Origin of the sequence: Acinetobacter sp. UBA991 (assembly GCF_002292065.1) — a bacterium.
Classification (GTDB): domain Bacteria; phylum Pseudomonadota; class Gammaproteobacteria; order Pseudomonadales; family Moraxellaceae; genus Acinetobacter; species Acinetobacter higginsii.
The window spans coordinates 21501-40312 of the sequence record NZ_DBBF01000034.1 but is presented as its reverse complement, the minus strand read 5'-3'; the positions used below and the strand labels follow the sequence as shown (position 1 = coordinate 40312).

The 18812-nt window shown below is 41.4% G+C and carries 13 protein-coding genes; 8 read left to right on the top strand and 5 right to left on the bottom strand.

The window, feature by feature from the left end; all coding sequences use genetic code 11:
* The first annotated feature begins 108 nt into the window (after positions 1–108).
* A complete protein-coding gene (locus B2727_RS14545) occupies positions 109–591 on the top strand; it encodes a DUF2750 domain-containing protein (RefSeq protein WP_004802944.1) in 483 nt (160 codons plus the stop codon).
* A 20-nt stretch (positions 592–611) separates the two neighbouring features.
* Here the strand turns inward: B2727_RS14545 and B2727_RS14540 are convergent, their stop codons facing one another.
* From B2727_RS14540 to yccS, 4 genes are all read right to left on the bottom strand, one after another.
* A complete protein-coding gene (locus tag B2727_RS14540) occupies positions 612–1397 on the bottom strand; it encodes a YdcF family protein (RefSeq protein ID WP_033134690.1) in 786 nt (261 codons plus the stop codon).
* Positions 1398–1517: 120 nt separating this feature from the next.
* Positions 1518–4055, bottom strand: coding sequence for a PepSY domain-containing protein (locus B2727_RS14535; protein WP_033134689.1), 2538 nt, complete (start codon positions 4053–4055; stop codon positions 1518–1520).
* Between the two features lie 161 nt (positions 4056–4216).
* Entirely contained in the window at positions 4217–4798 is a 582-nt protein-coding gene (locus B2727_RS14530) for a YcxB family protein (protein WP_004802952.1), read from the bottom strand.
* Positions 4799–4903: 105 nt separating this feature from the next.
* Positions 4904–7078 (bottom strand): YccS family putative transporter, encoded by a 2175-nt coding sequence (gene yccS / locus B2727_RS14525; protein ID WP_033134688.1) that lies wholly within the window; start codon positions 7076–7078, stop codon positions 4904–4906.
* A gap of 107 nt (positions 7079–7185) precedes the next feature.
* Between yccS and B2727_RS14520 the strand changes: the two genes are divergently transcribed.
* Positions 7186–8400 carry a multidrug effflux MFS transporter gene (locus tag B2727_RS14520; protein WP_033134687.1) on the top strand — a complete coding sequence of 405 codons (1215 nt, stop codon included), beginning with the start codon at positions 7186–7188 and terminating at the stop codon, positions 8398–8400.
* A 20-nt stretch (positions 8401–8420) separates the two neighbouring features.
* Here B2727_RS14520 and B2727_RS14515 read toward each other — a convergent pair whose 3' ends face one another.
* Complete coding sequence (locus B2727_RS14515) at positions 8421–9125, bottom strand: nitroreductase (protein WP_033134686.1); 705 nt, start codon at positions 9123–9125, stop codon at positions 8421–8423.
* Positions 9126–9548: 423 nt separating this feature from the next.
* On the opposite strand from B2727_RS14515, the gene B2727_RS14510 reads away from it, so the two are divergent.
* From B2727_RS14510 to B2727_RS14485, 6 genes are all read left to right on the top strand, one after another.
* On the top strand, positions 9549–10937 hold the full coding sequence (locus B2727_RS14510) for a DcaP family trimeric outer membrane transporter (protein WP_033134685.1): 1389 nt from the start codon (positions 9549–9551) through the stop codon (positions 10935–10937).
* 189 nt (positions 10938–11126) lie between these two features.
* Positions 11127–12362 carry a sodium/glutamate symporter gene (gene gltS / locus B2727_RS14505; RefSeq protein ID WP_033134684.1) on the top strand — a complete coding sequence of 412 codons (1236 nt, stop codon included), beginning with the start codon at positions 11127–11129 and terminating at the stop codon, positions 12360–12362.
* 94 nt (positions 12363–12456) lie between these two features.
* Entirely contained in the window at positions 12457–13938 is a 1482-nt protein-coding gene (locus B2727_RS14500) for an alanine/glycine:cation symporter family protein (RefSeq protein WP_005206050.1), read from the top strand.
* 158 nt (positions 13939–14096) lie between these two features.
* On the top strand, positions 14097–15077 hold the full coding sequence (locus B2727_RS14495) for a patatin-like phospholipase family protein (RefSeq protein ID WP_033134683.1): 981 nt from the start codon (positions 14097–14099) through the stop codon (positions 15075–15077).
* 227 nt (positions 15078–15304) lie between these two features.
* A complete protein-coding gene (gene sbmA, locus B2727_RS14490) occupies positions 15305–16498 on the top strand; it encodes a peptide antibiotic transporter SbmA (protein ID WP_033134682.1) in 1194 nt (397 codons plus the stop codon).
* A gap of 219 nt (positions 16499–16717) precedes the next feature.
* Positions 16718–18769, top strand: coding sequence for a M13 family metallopeptidase (locus tag B2727_RS14485; protein ID WP_033134681.1), 2052 nt, complete (start codon positions 16718–16720; stop codon positions 18767–18769).
* Positions 18770–18812 lie beyond the last annotated feature (43 nt).

The window sequence follows — 18812 nt, the reverse complement described above, 5'->3', positions numbered from 1 at the left end:
ATCCCGTCAGCGCCCACCATATATCTTCCCTAAATCTCATATCATTGTAATCCATACAAAGTTATTCTATCATTAGCGTCAATAATGATTCTAATATTGAAGTACTTTATGAGAAACCCTTATCAACGCAAGGCTGCGTCGAAATCTCAAACTACACCTTCTGGTTCTTCACTCAAAGACGCTTACCGTCAGTTCATTCAAAATATTGTTATGCAACGTCATGTGATTGCACTGTATCACGATGGTTGGGCCTTATGCTCAACACCATCTGGGCAACATGCTTTATCCGTGTGGCAGAATAAAAGTTTGGCAAAACTGCTGATTAAAGACAATTGGGCGCAATACGAAATTCAGGAAGTACCATTACTGGCTTTTATTGAAAAATTGATTCCATTTTTAAAAGAAAATAATACGATCTTATCTCTAGATTTAACCCCAGAGGGAAACAATTTATTGGTTTCTCCTGATTCTTTGTTATTGGATATTAAGAATTTTTTATACCAAATATATTTACAACGTCCAGATGTCTTTGCTGAGTTAAAACTACCTTTACCACGTGATATTCGGTTGCATAACTCAGCTTCATCCTAATTGAGAGGGTAATCTCTCAATCAATACTCATTTAAGATCCAACCACTCGCATAGGCAAAGTATTCTCTTAACCATGCATTGTAGCGTGTGCTTAGAGGTGTAGTCGCACCGAGTAGGGTAATATCCGTATAGCCTTGTTTCTTAGCAATGGCAGCAGCACGCAAGGTATGAAAGTCACTGGTCACAATTGCAATTGGTTGTTGAATGCTAATCTGTTGTGCCTGCAAGAGCTGTTGGCTATTTTTAAGATTTAGCTCAGTGCTGGTGCTTTTATCTTCCAAAATGATTTGTGATGCAGGAATGTGATAGTGTTGTTGTACGTAACGTGACATCACCACGGCTTCGCTATCAGTTTCACCAAAATCAATACCACCTGTCATGACTAATTTTGCTTGAGGCTGAGCTAAAGCAATTGGGGCGGCACGGTCTAAACGTTTTGCGAGCGTTGCAGATGGTTGTCCTTTTTCCACACCACTACCTAGTACGATAATTGCTTTAACCGCAGGGATATGTTGAGTTTTGGCATTATTATCTGAAAGATAATCGAAGAAATAGCCTAAGCTAACTAACCAAATCCAGAAACAGAGCCAGCCAAAGCGCCAAATTGAATGCAAGCGGAAATGATAGAAAAAGAAACGTTCAATATGATAATAGAAATAAGCATAGAGACAGAAAAATAGTCCAAATAGCAGCGGCAGTACGGTTCCGATATGAATCTTTTTAAAAGCGATCAGAATTGCGCCATCTAAGAACAGAACTGAACCGATAAGGGCTAAAATAATACGAACCCATGAACTTATTTGCATAATCTTAATTGTGTCGATTTGAACCGTGCTAAGTGTATGCAAAATTCAGAGAAAGGCAAATCCTCTTATTGTCTTATAAAAAAACGAGTGGCTAGCACTCGTTTTTTTTATAGAGAAGAATTAATAAACGTCTCGGCGATAACGACCAGCTTGTCTTAACTCATCCAGTTTTTCTTCGCTAAGAATTTCCATCAATGCCTGATCGACACCAGAAGCCATACCTTCAATGCTACCACAGACATAAATCACCGCACCTTGCTCAACCCATTTGATCAGTTCATCTGCATTGTTGCGTAATATATCCTGCACATAGATACGCTGTTCTTGATCGCGAGAAAAGGCGAGGTCTAAACGTTGTAGTGTTCCCATGTTTAACCAGGCTTGAATGGTTTCTTGATAGAAAAAATCATGTTCGCGTTGACGTTCACCAAAGATCAGCCAGTTAGCAGTGTAATTTTGTCGATTACGTTGCTGTAACAAGCTCATAAGACCTGCGATACCAGTACCATTACCGATACAGATAATAGGGCGGTTATCGTCAATTAAATGGAATGATTCATTGGTTCGAATACGCAGGGCGATATTTTGTTTTGGTTGCGCAAATTCGGTTAACCAGCCAGAACCAAGACCGAGTTGATCATTTTCATCACGTTTTTGGCGAACCACCAGTCTTAGTACTTGTTGAGATGGAATACTGGCAATCGAATATTCACGTGCGGGTAGGGTGGGTAATTGTTCCAGTAAGTCTTCAAGTGTACTAAAAGGCTGGATCTCAACCCGCAGATTTCTATTCCACAGTGCTTGTTCAATATTTTGGTTCAATGATTCAACGATACTATGTGCAGGGGTTTGGTACTTGATCAAGAAATTCTGAATATCAGTCAAACTGTTGGCAGGTTGAATTTCTGCAATATCACCCGCATGCCAGGTCATGTCAGATGCTGAGGTCAGCTCGATATTATAAGCTGCCTGCCCTAAGCTATCTGGATTAAGTAGGGTGCGTTCGCTTAGCGTCCATTGATCAAATACTTTCTCAATATTCATGGCATGTAGCTCATGCTGGGTTACCGCAGACAAGCCCTGATTCCAACGCTGAATATCAGAGGCATTGGCATTATCCACTTCGATCAAGTCAAATAAGGGTTGTGCATGACATTGCTTTAACCATGCATCTACCGCATAGCCGAAGCTACAATAACTATCAAGATATTCTTTTGAACCTAGTGCCAGTACGGCATAGTGCATTTGACTCAAATCAAGCTGTTGTTGCATCAGTTTCTTGCTGAAACTTGCGGCCAGATCAGGTGCCTCACCTGTACCATAGGTACTGACTACGAATAAAACCTGTGCTGCGTGTTGCAGGTCTTGCTCAGTCAGTTGCTGAATTGGTTTAACCGTAGTTGGCTGTTGTGCTTCTTGCAAGCTGGTCGCAGTACGCCAAGCCAATTGTTCAGCCACACCAGTTTGCGTTGCATAAGTAATCAGCCAAGGTTTGGCATTTGGGTCAATCTGCTGTGCGCCGAGTGACTGACGTGCCGCTTGAGTTAATTTCTTCTGTTTACGGCGTTTTAGATACAGCATCCAACCTGTTACAAAGAACAGTGGCATGGCCAATGAAGCCAACATGGCAATAAATTGATAGGTTGAACCAAAGAAGCTACCACGATGCACGGGCAGCATACTGCTCATGATTTTTTCATTGAGCTTCTTGTCTTCATACAGTTCGAATTTTTCGAATTTATTGTTTTGATAGTTATAAACCGCTTGGTTACGTGCACGCTCATGTTGTGGAATAGCATCGACAAATGAAAGTTCAACCTTGGCATCATCACGTTTAGGAATATTTAAGGTCAGGCTAGAATATTCACGGCCAATCTGTGCATTTACGCCTGTCCATGTTTGCGTCAGGATGCTATTAACCTGCGTTTTTTCCAGTTCAGGTTGCTTATTTTTGCCACGTTCATTATTTTGTTGATTACGTTGTGGTTGTTCAACGCCCATGACTTTGAACATACCTGCACGCCACCAGTCATAAGACCAATATAAGCCTGTACATGCAAACAGTAGATAGAACACAACCACCCAGGTTCCGACTACTGCATGTAGATCCCAAATAAAATTACGACCTTTTAGTTTTGGCTTAATAAACAACCATTGTTTAATACTATGTTTCTTTGGAAAGCGTAGATAGATACCACTCAATACAAAGAAAATCAGCATCAGCGTAGATGCCCCAGTAATCTGCGCCCCAAATTCTCCAGCCGTTAAATTACGATGTAAACGCTGAATAAATTGTAAGGTGTCACGACCTTTAATATCGGGTAAGACTTCCGCTGTATATGGATTGACCATCATGTTGTAACCACGACGCGCACCTTCTTTTTTAATATTGACGGTAGAAGATGCTGTTGGGTCAGAAGCAATGGTAATGCTGTTAATTTCAATCTCGGGTTGTTGCTGATTGAAATGTTGATACAGTTGGGCAGGGGTGAGTTTTGGTGTTTGGGCAACCTCAACGACATAGCTGTCTTGGTTGATCCATTTTAGAATTTGTGGTTCGTATGAGTAGATTGCACCAGTGACTCCCATTAAAGAGAGAATGAGTCCCGCGGTAATCCCTAAAAACCAATGGATTTGGAAGAAAACTTTTTTAAACATGGTCAAAGAATGGAAAGATAATGAAATTCATGTAAAAAATTATAACCCAAGAATAAGAACATAATATGGATTTTGCAGGTAATATTGATTTTGATTCTCATTTATTTAATGGATATTAAAAAACCTCTCATGTCGAGAGGTCTTTTATAGTGATTAATTTATTAGATTGATTTAGGCGCACCAACCGTTTCATTTAGGTGTCTGCGGACGGTATTGAACGAGAAATTTTTCGAGTCCATACGCTTTGGTAAAATATAGGCACCTTGTTGTTCTTCGCCTTTTGTTTTTACCTTGAAGTTCACCAAAATAAAGTCAGGTGAACTATACCATTCGTAAATGTCTTTCCAACCAATGGTTGCAGTACCTTCTTGCAGACCCATTTTTTGGCGCATCACGATACCGTGAGGTTGTACACCTAAACGTAGACCTTTAATTTCCTGTACTGGGAATTCAGTCATCTTGCGTTTAACGTACCACTCCAGACCAAAACGTTTGATCAAATAGAACAGCACCACACTCACAATCACCACCCAACAAATCACGGTTGAGTAAGTGGAGTAATATTTAATAAGTCCTGCAGCAACCAATGAAAGTACAACCAGTGCAATCATAATCATCCATGCTTTGCGGCTGAATTTGTTGGTACTACGCCAAATCATCAATTGAGCTTGACGTTGTTCAGCTTCAGAAACTTCGTAAGGAACAGGTTGTAGCGTATAAGCGTATAGCGTTTTGGCGGTCATAGTATAAAAAATGAGTATATAACTGGGTTTAGTTTAACATCTATTGGCATGCAAAGATATTATGCCAATGGCGAATCATGGGGGCTATTGCAATCACAACAGCCATTAAAGTGAAGCAAATTCGGTACCATCTTCATTCGGTTCATGACTCAGACTCTGTTTCAGCATACTTAAGCGTGTTAACACACTGAGCATCAGTGAAAGCTGCTGCAAAATAATCAGCGATTTGGGATCATGATCTTCATTGCGGCTGAGACGATCACGAATGGTTTGCATCAGATTTTGTGCTGATAAATCAGGAACTTCATCTCTGAGGAGTGCCCCTTGAATATCATCTAAAGCTTGATCGAGTAAACCCAATACTTCCTGATCTTGGATTTGCTCACGATGCGCACCTAATGCTGCGATGTAGCTTAAAAAAGTATGGCTCAGGCATAAAAACTCAAACGCTAAACTTTTTTGATTTACATCAATATTCGGTTCGGTTGCAATGGTTGAAATCAGGGAAGCCACTTCGGCATCGGTATTGTGTGCGGCACGTCGAACGACGCGATAATTCAAGGCATTATTACGACCTTGATGATATTGTTCCACCACCTCGGCAAGATATTTACATTGTGCCTGTAGAGAGCGTTGAATTGAGCGCGGTAATCTGCGGAACTTCCAGTCTGGCCAAATAAAACTGACACCAAACCATGCCAAAGCACATCCAATCACAGTATCAATAAAACGGGGTAGACCCGCTGCGAATGCAGAGCCATCCAGATTAAAGTTGATTAACGCAAGGATGGTAATGAATGCAGTGGCTTGCGCATATTGCTTACTACGCAGCTCCAGAAACAGTACACCGCTCAGGATCAGCATCACCAATTGACCTTCGATTGAAGGAATAAAATAGATAATGGCGAGTCCAACAATAATCCCGACCAAGGTTCCGATGATACGTAGGTATAAACGTCGCTTGGTGGCGTTGAAGTTGGGTTGGCAGACAAACAGTGCCGTTAATAAAATCCAGTAACCATAAGCAATATTGGTCATCTGGATAAACAGATAACCAATAAAGAGGACGATCGACAAACGTACCGCATGACGGAAGAGTACCGATTCAGGGGTGAGATGCTGTTTCACCCGAACCATGATGTCATTCCAGCCTTTGAGATCATCATCTTTGAGCTGACTTTCTGCATGTTCCGCATCGATTTTTTGCAGATTGCGTTCAGTCTCTAGGTTTTGTAATTGTGCATCAATCGACTTAAGGTTCTGATAAAGTGCAAATAGGGCATTCACCCGCACCTGATCATAATGTCCATCTTCACGCAGTTTTTCTAAGGACAGTCTTAAATTTTCAAAACTGTGTTTAAAACGCTTGTTATGTACATAACGGGTACGGCTTAAAATGGATTGTGCCAAGTCCTGACAGGCTTTGCCTTGAATAGATAAAATCCGTTGAAAGCGAAATAAGATATCGCTGTGCTGAAAGACCTTTGCCAGTTTTTGATAATCAATATGGGCTGAGTCCGCGCGTTCATGAATATCTTGTGCGACAAAATAGTATTGCAGACTGCGCCGAGTATCTTTTTGTCCTCGGTCACCCTTCAAACGAGTCAACAACGACATGCGCAGATCATTGAAGATCCCCACCAGTTTGCCATTTTCCAAGGCGATATCAATCATGCTTTGTTGATAGCTTGAAGGCGTCATGTCGACATCAAATAGGTTTGATTTAGCAAACAAGAAGCTACCAAGAGCTGAATAGGAGGCAGACAGTTGGTCCTGAACTTTACGTACAGGGAACAATAGAAAGCTGATAGTAGAAAGTAAACCATACCAAGCCGCACCGACAACAAGCAGAGCAGGTTGCAGATACCATTGTTCAAATAAATGTACGCCCAACATGGAATAGACCGAAATGACCAGACAACCATAGGCAATGGTGGCATAGCGACGACCTAAAGAACCCAATAAGATCCAGCCGATACAAGAGGCGATTAATCCAATTGCAAAGGCGATTGGATAGGGGAATAACAGTTGAACCGAAGCCGCTGTAATGAAGAACCCGATATAGGTATAAATCAGGTTCATGATGCGCACAGAAAAGCGGTCATCAATATCACTAATCGCGGCGGCAACGACACCGAGTGTTAAGGGAATCGTTGCCAATTGATAATCTAAAAGATAGGGAACAAAAGCAGTCCCCGTAAAGGCGATTAACATACGCACGTTATACATAAACGTGGTGTTATAGGTTGCTTGTCTTAAACGTCCGAACCAAGGATTCAAAGTTTGTCCTTTTTGTATTCTGCAATCAATTTTCTGATTCTTATTATGCACAAATATGTTGAGGATGCTAAGCTTAGAATGGTGATTAACATGAAAAGTAGAGCATTATGCAGGCAGAGCAAACCAATCAGCGTCAATATTCAACAGCATGGATTTTGTTGCTTGCTTTGTTAACCGCATTAGGGCCGTTGTCGATCGATATGTATTTACCCGCTTTGCCGCAAATGGCAGATGAGTTTGGGGTCAGTACACAAATGGTGGCCAATACCTTACCTGCTTATTTCTTGGGACTGGCGATTGGACAGTTGATTTATGGACCTGTCAGTGACCGTAGTGGACGTAAAAAGCCATTATATTTTGGCTTGGGGCTTTATGCGATCGCCAGTTTAGCCTGTGTATTTGCAAGTAATGAGTGGGCTTTGATTGCAGCTCGTATCTTTCAAGCTTTAGGTGGCTGTGTCGGTGTGGTCATGGCGCGAGCAACCATTCGTGATCGTCTGGATATGCACGGCTCTGCACAAGCCTTTTCTAGCATGATGATTGTGATGGGGCTGGCACCGATTCTGGCGCCAATCTTTGGGGCATGGATTTTGACCTTCTTCCCTTGGCAGGCAATTTTTATCGTCTTGTCGATGATTGGGGTGGTGTGTTGGCTCTGTGTACATTTCTTCTTTAAAGAATCCCTTCCCGTTGAGCGCCGTTTAAAATTATCGGCCTATCAAGTCAGTACGCTGTATGGGGCAATTTTAAAAGATGAGAGTTTCCGTGTGCCGATGTTTGCAGGCTGTTTAACGGGTGCAGCTTTATTCTGTTATATCAGCTCTGCTTCCGAAGTGTTTATGGGGCAATATGGATTGTCCCAGCAGCATTTCTCTTATGCATTTGCGTTGAATGCAGCAGGGATTATGTTGATGTCCTCGCTGAATAAACATCTGAATACCCGAATGGGAATTTTCCAACGCCTGCGTTTGGGAGGTTTAATCCAGTGCTTTGGGGCATTGATTGTGCTGACTGCAGGGCTGATGTCGGATGCACCGCTATTACTTCTGATGTCAGGCTTATTCTTTGTGGTATCAGGAATTGGTTTAACAGGGCCGAATGCGATGGCTTTGGCGATGTCTCAGCAAGGGGCACGTGCAGGTACGGCCAGTGCCATTATGGGCAGTATGCAATTTGCTTGTGGTCTGTTGGCTGGGATTATCTTGAACTTCTTGGTATGGAAGGCATCTCTGAACATGGGCATCATGATGTTACTGTTTACCAGTGCAGGATTGTTTGCCATTTTAAAAGTTGGAAAACAGCAAAGCAGTCTCTCAGCTTAGAGACTGCTTTATTTACAAGTCTAGTCTAAAAACACCGTGAAGTTTTCAACAGGTTCACGCGGTGTAATAAAGGTATTCACAATATGCTCAGGGTCAGCATGACCTAAAGCCACTGCACAAACCAGTTCTTCATCTTCTGGTGCGCCCAAAATATCCAGTACGATTGGATGAAAGTGATTCCATGCGGCTTGCGGGCAAGTATCTAAGCCACGCGCTTTAGCAGCCACCATGACATTTTGAATCATCATGGCAATATCCATTTTGGAGCCGATACCCATGACTTTATTCACGGTAAAATATAAAGCAACGGGGGCATCGAACAATTGAAAGTTACGCAATTGTTGTGCTGCCATTTTTTCTTTTTCGCCCTTTTGAATGCCCAGCAAACCATACAGACCCCAACCATTGGCACGACGACGATCAATGAACGGTGAAATCCAAGTTGCAGGATAATAGGCAAAAGTCTCTTGATATTGTGCTGCAAGCTCAGGTTTTTGTAGCAGTTCAATTTGGGCAGTGCAAACACGATCAATCATCTCTGCACGTTTTTGCCCTGTCACCACATAGACTTTCCAAGGCTGAACATTGGTGCCAGAAGGCGCACGACTTGCTACCGCTAAAATATCTTTGATGGTTTGTGTTTCGACAGGGGTATCTAAAAATGCACGGACTGAATGACGAGACGTAATCGCTTCATCTACATAGCGGACTTGTTCCGTGTTCATAAAAAACTCCTCATCATTTTGATCTTTTAATGTGTGCTGACTATAAATCAATAAATGGTTTTTGCAGATAGTTTTTCACATACAACTTTAGCGGTGTGTAAAAAATAATCACAAAAAGAAAGCTTTATGATAAGTTGTAGTATGTTTTATATGTTTTGTTTGGTTTGTGTGAAAAAGAAAACTATTAGTAACATAATGAAATCGAAAAACTATTTTTTTATTCACGCGAAAATGATGAGAACTCCTTAAATAAAAAGTACACACAATATTCGAAATTTATGCATAATACGCCCTTTTTAAAAAACTGATTGGGCTTTCCTTACTGATAAGGTGAGGGGAATTTTCTATCCTAGGCATAGCAAATTTATCCAATTTTATGCCGCTAGAAAATGTTGAAATATACACAGATACAAGGAGCTTCTCATGAGTGTATCTCTCATCCGTAAGCCGTTCGTACTACAAGGTTTAGCAATCACTGTTGCTGCCTTAATGATGAACAACGCACACGCTGCTAGTGAGCAAGAACAGATTCAACAACTTCGTGATGAAGTGAAGGAATTAAAAGCTTTATTACAGCAATATGTTCCCCAAGCAAAACAAAAAAATGACCTTGCTCCTGTACAGGAACATTCTAATTTTAAAGAAACACACCCAGATCACCCTGCAAATGTAGCTGTGGGACCCGCTGTTCCTAAAAAGTCGCAATTGGTGTTTAACACTGCGTCTGGTGCAGAAGTTAAATTACACGGTTTCTTACGTGGTGATGCTTCTTATCAATCTAAAGGTGGTGACGGGATCTTTAACCGCATCAATAAGGTTGATTTAGAAGGCGCTGAAAAGAACAGTGATCGCTTCTACAGCACTGCAACGGTTACCCGTTTGGGGCTTGATTTTAAAGCACCAGTCGAAGGCGCTGAAGTGGGTGGTAAGTTAGAAGTCGATTTCCGTGGTGGTAGTAGCAATGACACCATTCGTATTCGCCATGCTTATTTAACAATGAATGACTGGCTATTTGGTCAAACTACCTCAACTTTCTTGGCAACTGACTTACAGCCAGAAATGCTTGATTTTAACTCGCCTTTGGGAATCGGGACTTACCGTACGCCAATGGTCCGTTATAGTGGTGCATTTAATCCAGCGACACATTATTTTGTTGCTTTGGAAAAAGGCAATGACGATAACCGAGCGCCCGCTTTAACTTCAAAATTAAAATATGATTTTGCAGAAGGTCAGGGTACAACGTCTGTACGTGCATTGATTACTGAAGCACGTAGTAAAGATGCGTATAAAGAAGTGTTAACACAAATTGATAACGATACCTTTAAGAAAGAAACTAAACAGATTAGTGCCAATGATTCAGAATTGGGCTGGGGTGTCGCGGTCGGTGCAAAATATAAGTTCACCGATGCGTTGCAGGCGATGATCGACTATTCGCATGTGAAGGGCGATAGTAAATTCTTGTTGTATACCAACAATGCTTACAACGTAAATCCAAATAACTTCGGTCTAAATTTGAATGAGTTCGATGCGCTGACGGTCGGTGCAACTTATCAAATTAATCCTAAATTACGTAGTACCTTGGCTTATGGCGCAATGTTTGCGGATGATAGCAATGACTTTGCTAAACAAGCGGTGATTGCAAAAGATGCTGCGCAGAACAAAACCTTGCAACAAGGTTGGTGGAATATCATGTATTCACCAGTCACACCGATTACGTTTGGTCTAGAGTATGTCTACGGCGAACGTAAGACCTTTGATGGACAAAAAGGTAAGGATAATCGTGTAGGGGCCATGGCTCGCTATAACTTCTAAGCCACCTATCCAGTAGGTGTAAATCATCCGTGAAAACTGATCAACGAAACAGGCCTTAGTTCTTGCTTAGAACTGTATGCTTTTTATTAAGTTGATTGAGTTTTCACTCATTTTGAGAGTTACTATTTTATGCGTTCCAAAGTGGTGAAAAAATCATCGCTAGAGCGAATAAAATAAACGGAAGAAGATATGGAATTTACTTTTAATGGTTTCTATACCCTAATTTCGGCGGTCATCGTCTTGTTATTAGGACGTTTGCTCGTTAATAAAATTGACTTCTTAAAACGCTATAACATTCCTGAGCCTGTGGCTGGTGGTTTGGTTGCAGCGGTACTTTCACTACTTGTACACTCACTTTGGGGTTACAGTATTGTTTTTAGTAGTGAATTACAAACCAGTTTTATGTTGATCTTCTTCGCTTCGATTGGCTTAAGTGCTAACTTCATGAAGCTCAAAGAAGGCGGTATTGGTTTAGTGATCTTCTTGGTCTGTGTCGCCTCTTTTATTGTGGTGCAGAACGCTGTCGGTATGAGCCTTGCAACCCTATTGGGTATTGATCCTTTGGTGGGTTTGATTGCAGGTTCAATTACATTGACAGGTGGTCACGGTACTGCAGGTGCGTGGGGTGAAATTCTTGAGACCCAGCATGGGATTCAAGGTGCGTTAGCTTTGGGTATGGCGAGTGCAACTTTCGGTCTGATTATCGGTGGTATTATCGGTGGTCCATTGGCGAAGTTGTTGATTAACCGTTATAGCCTTGCTCAAGCACAGACCCCAGCTGAAATCAAAAATCGTGATACGCATTTAGATCAACATCCTGACGAGCTGGCACCATTTGAAAATCCACATCAGGTTCGTTTAATTACGGCTGATAATGCGATTACCACTTTGGGTATGTTTGCTGCGTGTTTGGCATTCGCAGAATTCATGACAGGTTTCAGTAAGGGCACTTGGTTCGAGTTACCAACATTCGTTTGGGCGCTTGGCGGGGGTGTGATCTTACGTAATGTCTTAGAAAGCGTATTAAAAGTAGATATCTTTGACCGTGCAATTGATGTGTTTGGTAATGCATCATTATCGCTCTATCTTGCAATGGCTTTGCTTTCATTGAAATTGTGGCAGTTGGCAGATTTGGCTGGCCCGCTTGTCGTTATTTTAGGTGCGCAAACCATTACGATGGCATTATATGCTGCGTTCATTACCTTCCGCGTCATGGGTAAAAACTACGATGCAGCGGTATTGGCAGCAGGTCACTGTGGTTTTGGTATGGGGGCAACACCAACTGCGGTTGCAAACATGCAAGCGATTACCAATATGTATGGACCATCTCATAAAGCCTTCTTGATTGTTCCGCTTTGTGGTGCGTTCTTCGTTGATTTAATTAACGCAACAGTAATTCAATTAATTTTGAAATTCTTTGCCTAAGTCGGATCAAAAGCCCCAAGCGGGGCTTTTTTGATTCATCCATTGTTATCGTATATGTACGGACGTACATAAAATATTTAAAAGCGAATAAGTGATGAATGAAAAATTAAATGACACCCTGATGGCTTGGGTAAGTTTTTTCAATGATCCTTTATGGGACTTTCTCGTTGTTTTCCTGCTAGCAGTTGGTATTTTCTATACCATTGCAACGAAAGCTGTCCAAATCAGAATGTTCTTCCACAGTATCAAGGTGATGAAGGGTAGTCGTACTAAAGGTGAAGAAAAAGATTCACACGGATTGACACCTTTCCAAGCATTTGTAACGGGCTTAGCTAGTCGTGTTGGGGTAGGTAACATTGCAGGTGTGGCGATCGCGATTGCGATTGGTGGACCAGGTGCAGTGTTTTGGATGTGGTTTACTGCATTATTGGGGATGAGCTCGGCTTTTATCGAGTCTTCGCTTGCTCAATTATTTAAGGTACGAGATAGCAATAGTAAGCAGTTTCGGGGTGGACCAGCCTACTATATTACGCAAGGCTTACGCAGTAAAACTTTTGGTGTGATCTTCGCGCTGGCCTTGATTTTTACCTATGGTTTCGTATTCAACTCAGTTCAAATCAATGCGATTGCCAATGCATCTTCACATGCATGGGGTTGGGACAAAGCCAATCTGGTTGCCCACTTAGGTGGTGTTGATCTCGAAATTTCATGGGTTGGTCTGGCACTGGTTGTTATGGTTGCCTTAGCGATTTTTGGTGGTATCAAACGTATCGCTAAATTTGCAGAAATGTTCGTACCATTAAAAGCGGGCCTGTATTTAGCAGTGGCGATGTATATTGCCATCAGCAATTACGAACTTCTTCCGGGTATCTTTAAACTGATCTTCACTGAGGCATTCCAGTTTAATGCGGCAGCGGGTGGTTTCTTCGGTGCCATGATTTCGATGGCAATGATGCAAGGGATCAAGCGTGGCTTGTTCTCTAACGAAGCGGGTATGGGTTCTGCACCAAACGCTGCAGCAGCATCGGATGTGAAACATCCAGTGAACCAAGGCTTGGTGCAAATGCTTGGTGTATTCGTTGATACGTTCATTGTGTGTACCAGTACTGCGATCATTATCTTGGTATCGGGTGTTTATCACGATGCGGGCTTTGTCGGGGTAGAACTAACTCAACGTGCATTGGAAACTCAAGTCGGACACTGGGGTGCTGACTTCCTTGCGGTGCTGTTATTCTTATTCTGTTATTCCGCTGTACTTGGTAACTATGCCTATGCAGAAAGTAATGTGCAGTTTATCAATAACAATCCGAAAGTGATGTTCATCTTCCGAATCTTTGTGTTGGTGATGGTGTACTTCGGTGCGATCGGTAGTGTGCCATTGGTTTGGTCAATGGCGGACTTGTTCATGGGGATCATGGCGACGATTAACTTGATCGCAATCTTATTGTTAACCCCTATGGCACGGACTCTGTTAAAAGACTATACTTCTCAGTTGAAGCGCGGTATTAAAGAGCCTGAGTTTAAGATTGATAACTATCCAGAATTAAAGAAAAAAGTTGATTCTGATATTTGGTAATGCATCTAAAGCAAAACTAAAATCATAAAAAAAGCTCCTTTCGAGGAGCTTTTTTTATGTCTTTTTGATGACAAATACAAAAAATTGCTACAGTTTTTAGATGCGCTAAACGCTAAAATTTAGGTCTAGAGATATGGTTAATATGGCAATCGCGGCGTATGAAACAGCTTAAATTATGGATGTTGGGTCTTTCAATGGCAGTTTTGGCTGGTTGCCAAAATACTTCACATTTAAAACCCGTGATTGAAGATGCCCAAGCTCAAGCTGTAAGCCAACCCTTTAATGCCATAAAACAACAGCAAAAACGCCCTGTGATTGCATTGGTATTGGGCAGTGGTGGCGCGCGTGGTTATGCCCATATTGGCGTGATTGAAGTATTAGAGCAGCAAGGCATTCGTCCAGATTTTATCGTGGGCACCAGTGCGGGCAGTATTGTCGGTTCAATCTATGCCAGTGGTAAAAGTCCTGCCGAATTACGCGATATTGCTTTAAAGCTCAAAGCCAATGATGTACGCGAAGTCAATGTCAGTCTAAAGGGCTTTTTTGACGGTAAAAAAGTGGAAGACTATATCAATGAGCAAGTGCATAACCTGCCATTAGAAAAAATGAAAATCCCAATGTATGTGGTGGCGACCGAATTAAAAGACGGTACCCGAACTGTATTTAATTATGGCAATACTGGGCAGGCGGTACGGGCTTCTGCATCCATTCCAAGTATGTTTGTACCGACCAAAATTCATGATGTTGAGTATGTTGATGGCGGTTTAGTCAGCCCCGTGCCTGTACAGGTTGCACGTGAATTGGGGGCGGATGTGGTCATCGCCGTGGATATCTTGGCACAACCGATTCATACTGAAACCAGCAATGTCTGGGGCTTGTTCAATCAGAATATCAATATCATGCAAGGACGTTTGGCAGAAGAGGAACTTAAAGAGGCTGATATTGTAATTCAGCCTGATCTGCGTGAAAAAGCACATATCTTTGATGTCAAAGGTCGTGAGATGACCATGCAGGCAGGTGTAGATGCCGCCAATGAAAAACTCGCCGAAATTCAATGGGCAATTCAAAGCAAAAGCTTCCCAACGCCAAGCGAGCAACAGGATATTGCCTTAAAAATGAGTACTTCAGCGCCACGCTAAGCCTTTATTTTATGAGCCTTGTAATGGACTTAAGTACTTGAGTCCATTTACTAAACTTATGTTCGGGTAAAAACAAATTGTAAATCATCTACAAAAAGCTATTAAAAAGGCGAAAAAACAGGTAAATAACTACAAATCATCAAACTTTTTTATCAGACAGTTTTAAGTTTCAGGTCATAGGATGGCTTGTTCAAATAAATCGCTACATAACAAGGATTGTTAAACAGATGTTTAAGTCTTTCTTTCCGAATCCGCGTCCATTTTTCATTTCTGTGGTGATATGGATCGCTTTGAATATGCTGCTGTGGTATAGCGGTGGTCATAGCTGGGGTGAATATCTAGGTTTTGCCAAAGGTTATACTGATGCGGAACTACCGATTGATGTCAGTCGCTTCTGGGCACCTTCATTTCTTTGGTTTTATATCTGGTTTTTTATCGCAACAGCATTATTTGCTGTTTTTTGGCGGATATGCTCAGACAATAAATGGCAAGCTTGGTCGATTTGGGGATCAGCTTTTATTCTGTTTAATATCTGGTTCAGTGTTCAGGTTGATGTAGTGATCAATGCTTGGTATCAACCTTTTTATAATTTAATTCAGAAAATGGTATCTAGTGGAGGTGGAGAACTTAATCTGCTTTATACTGAGATGCTGACTTTTATCTTTATTGCGATGGTCTATGTCACCATCGCGGTCCTGAATTTATTTTTTGTCAGTCATTATATATTCCGCTGGCGTACAGCGATGAATGAATACTATACCCAGTTCTGGGATAGACTCCGTCATATTGAAGGTGCTTCACAACGTGTACAAGAAGACACGATGCGTTTTGCAAAAACTTCAGAAAGTTTAGGAGTCAGTTTTATTGAAGCAATCATGACACTGATTGCCTTTTTGCCAATCTTGTTGCAACTCTCAGTTCATGTAAAGGTTTTACCAGTCGTTGGCGAAATTCCCCATGCGTTAATGATTGCTGCTTTAGGTTGGGCAATCTTCGGGACAGTTGTTTTGATGTTGGTTGGATATAAGCTTCCTGGTTTAGAGTTTAATAATCAAAAAGTTGAGGCTGCATATCGTAAAGAGTTAGTTTATGGAGAAGATCATGCAAATCGAGCTGATCCTTTGACTCTAAAAGAACTCTTTAGTAAGGTTCGTTTGAATTATTTTAAACTGTACTTTCATTATACCTATTTTAATTTAGTACGTATTTGGTACCTACAATTAGATAATTTATATGGGATTTTTATACTTGCGCCTTCAATTGCAGCGGGTGCTGTTACTTTAGGGATCATGATGCAAATTCTGAATGTATTCCAACAAGTGAGAAAGTCCTTTCAATACCTGATTACATCATGGCCAACGATTATTGAATTATTATCCATTTATAAGCGTCTTAAAGCTTTTGAAAAAACTTTGGATTAATCGTTTAGTTGGTTAATAAAAGAAGCCTTGGCTCGATGCTAAGGCTTTTTTATTGCCAAAGGTTTTAGCGAGTTTGTGGTTTTTATGTGAAAAGTGAATATATATTGCAACGAAAATGACTTTATTTGATCCAAGTACTTCACTATAGTCGCTTGATAAAATTAATGATCTTTCATTTCTCTCTTGTATCGCTTAAAACCTAAATAAATAGGATAAATCATGAAACCTATATTGCTCAAAAGTGCATTGGCGCTTGCACTGACTGCCTTTACTGCAACTGTATGGGCAGATCAAGCAATTCAATCCTCCCCAACACAAAAAGTTTCAGGCATAGACCAACAGTATATCGACCAAAGCGTGTCTGCCAATGATGATTTTTATAACTATGTAAATGGCACATGGTTAAAAGATACTGAGATTCCAGCAGATAAATCACGTTGGGGCGCATTCAACGAATTACATGAGCTATCCACCAATCAGTTACATGCTATTGTTGGAGCGCTGACTGCCCAAAAATGGGCAACAGGAACGGTTGAACAAAAAGTTTCCAGCCTATATGCCAGCTTTATGGATGAAAAAACAATTGAAGCGCAGGGAATTACACCATTAAAGCAAGAATTGGCAGGTGTGGATGCGATTCAAAATAAACAAGACCTTGCTCAATTAATGGGGCATTTCTCTCGTATCGGAGTTAGAACGCCGTTTGATATCGGTATTGATCAAGATATGAAACGCTCTGATGTGATGATTGCCGGTTTGGCACAGCGTCGACTGGGTTTACCAGATCGAGATTATTATTTAAAAGATGATCAGAAGTTTGTGGAAACGCGTGCCAAATATCTCAAGCATATTGAACGCATGCTACAACTGTCAGGTGATCAGCAAGCGGCTCAGCACGCAAAAGACATTCTCAAGCTCGAAACAGACTTAGCAAAAATCCAGTGGAGTAATGTACAAAACCGTGATTTATCTAAGCGTTACAATATTTACCCACTTAAAGATTTAAATAAGTTAAGTCGTAGCTTTGATTGGGAGAGTTATCTCAATACAGTCGGGGTCAAAGACAAAATTCAAACCATCCAAGTACATCAATTAAGCTATTTCAAAGCACTTGATCCAGTGATCAATAAAACGCCTTTAAATGTGTGGAAAGCGTATTTTAAATGGAACTTGATCAGTAATTTTTCACCCTTCTTAAACAAAGCCTTGGTCGATGAGAGTTTTGAATTTTACGGCAAAACCTTGCGTGATGTTGCAGAACAAGAAGTCCGCTGGAAGCGTGGTGTACAAACCGTGAATGCAGTATTGGGTGATGGTCTAGGCAAAATCTATGTGGAAAAACATTTTTCTGCAGAGAAAAAACAGCGTATGGATGCTTTGGTGCAGAATTTGATCCAAGCCTATGATCAAAGCATTAGCCAGTTGGATTGGATGAGTCCTGAAACTAAAGTACAGGCTAAAAAGAAATTAGCCAGCTTATCGATTAAAGTCGGCTATCCAAAGAAATGGCGTGATTATTCAGCACTTGAGATTAAAGACGGTGATTTGATTGGTAATGTGATTCGTGCCAGAGAATTTGAGCATCAAGACAGTTTGGATAAACTCGGTAAGCCTGTGGATCGTGATGAATGGTTTATGACTCCGCAAACCGTGAATGCCTATTACAATCCATCCTCCAATGAAATTGTATTCCCAGCCGCCATTTTGCAACCGCCATTCTTTAATATCGATGCGGATGATGCGGTGAACTATGGCGGGATTGGCAGTGTGATCGGGCATGAGATTAGCCATGGTTTTGATGATCAAGGCAGTCAGTTTGATGAATTGGGCAATATGCGCAATTGGTGGACAGCACAGGATCACAAACGTTTTAAAGCCAAAACACAGGCTTTAGTGGCGCAGTACAATGCTTATGAACCGATTGCTGGCTATCACGTCAATGGTGAACTAACCTTGGGTGAAAATATTGCCGATAACTCAGGTCTATCGATTGCCTATAAAGCGTATCAACTATCCTTGGCTGGTAAACCTGCACCAATCATTGATGGGCAGATAGGAGAGCAGCGTTTTTATATGGGCTGGGCGCAAGTTTGGCGTGCTAAAACTCGTGAAGCGCAAGCGATTGTGTATTTAAAAACAGATCCACATGCACCAGATAAAGTTCGCGCCAATGGTGCTTTAGTCAATCAAGCGCCGTTCTATGATGCTTTCAAGATCAAAGCGGGAGATAAAATGTATTTAGCACCTGAAAAACGGGTCAGTATCTGGTAATGCGAGATCCAATAAAAAACCTGCATCAAGCAGGTTTTTTTAT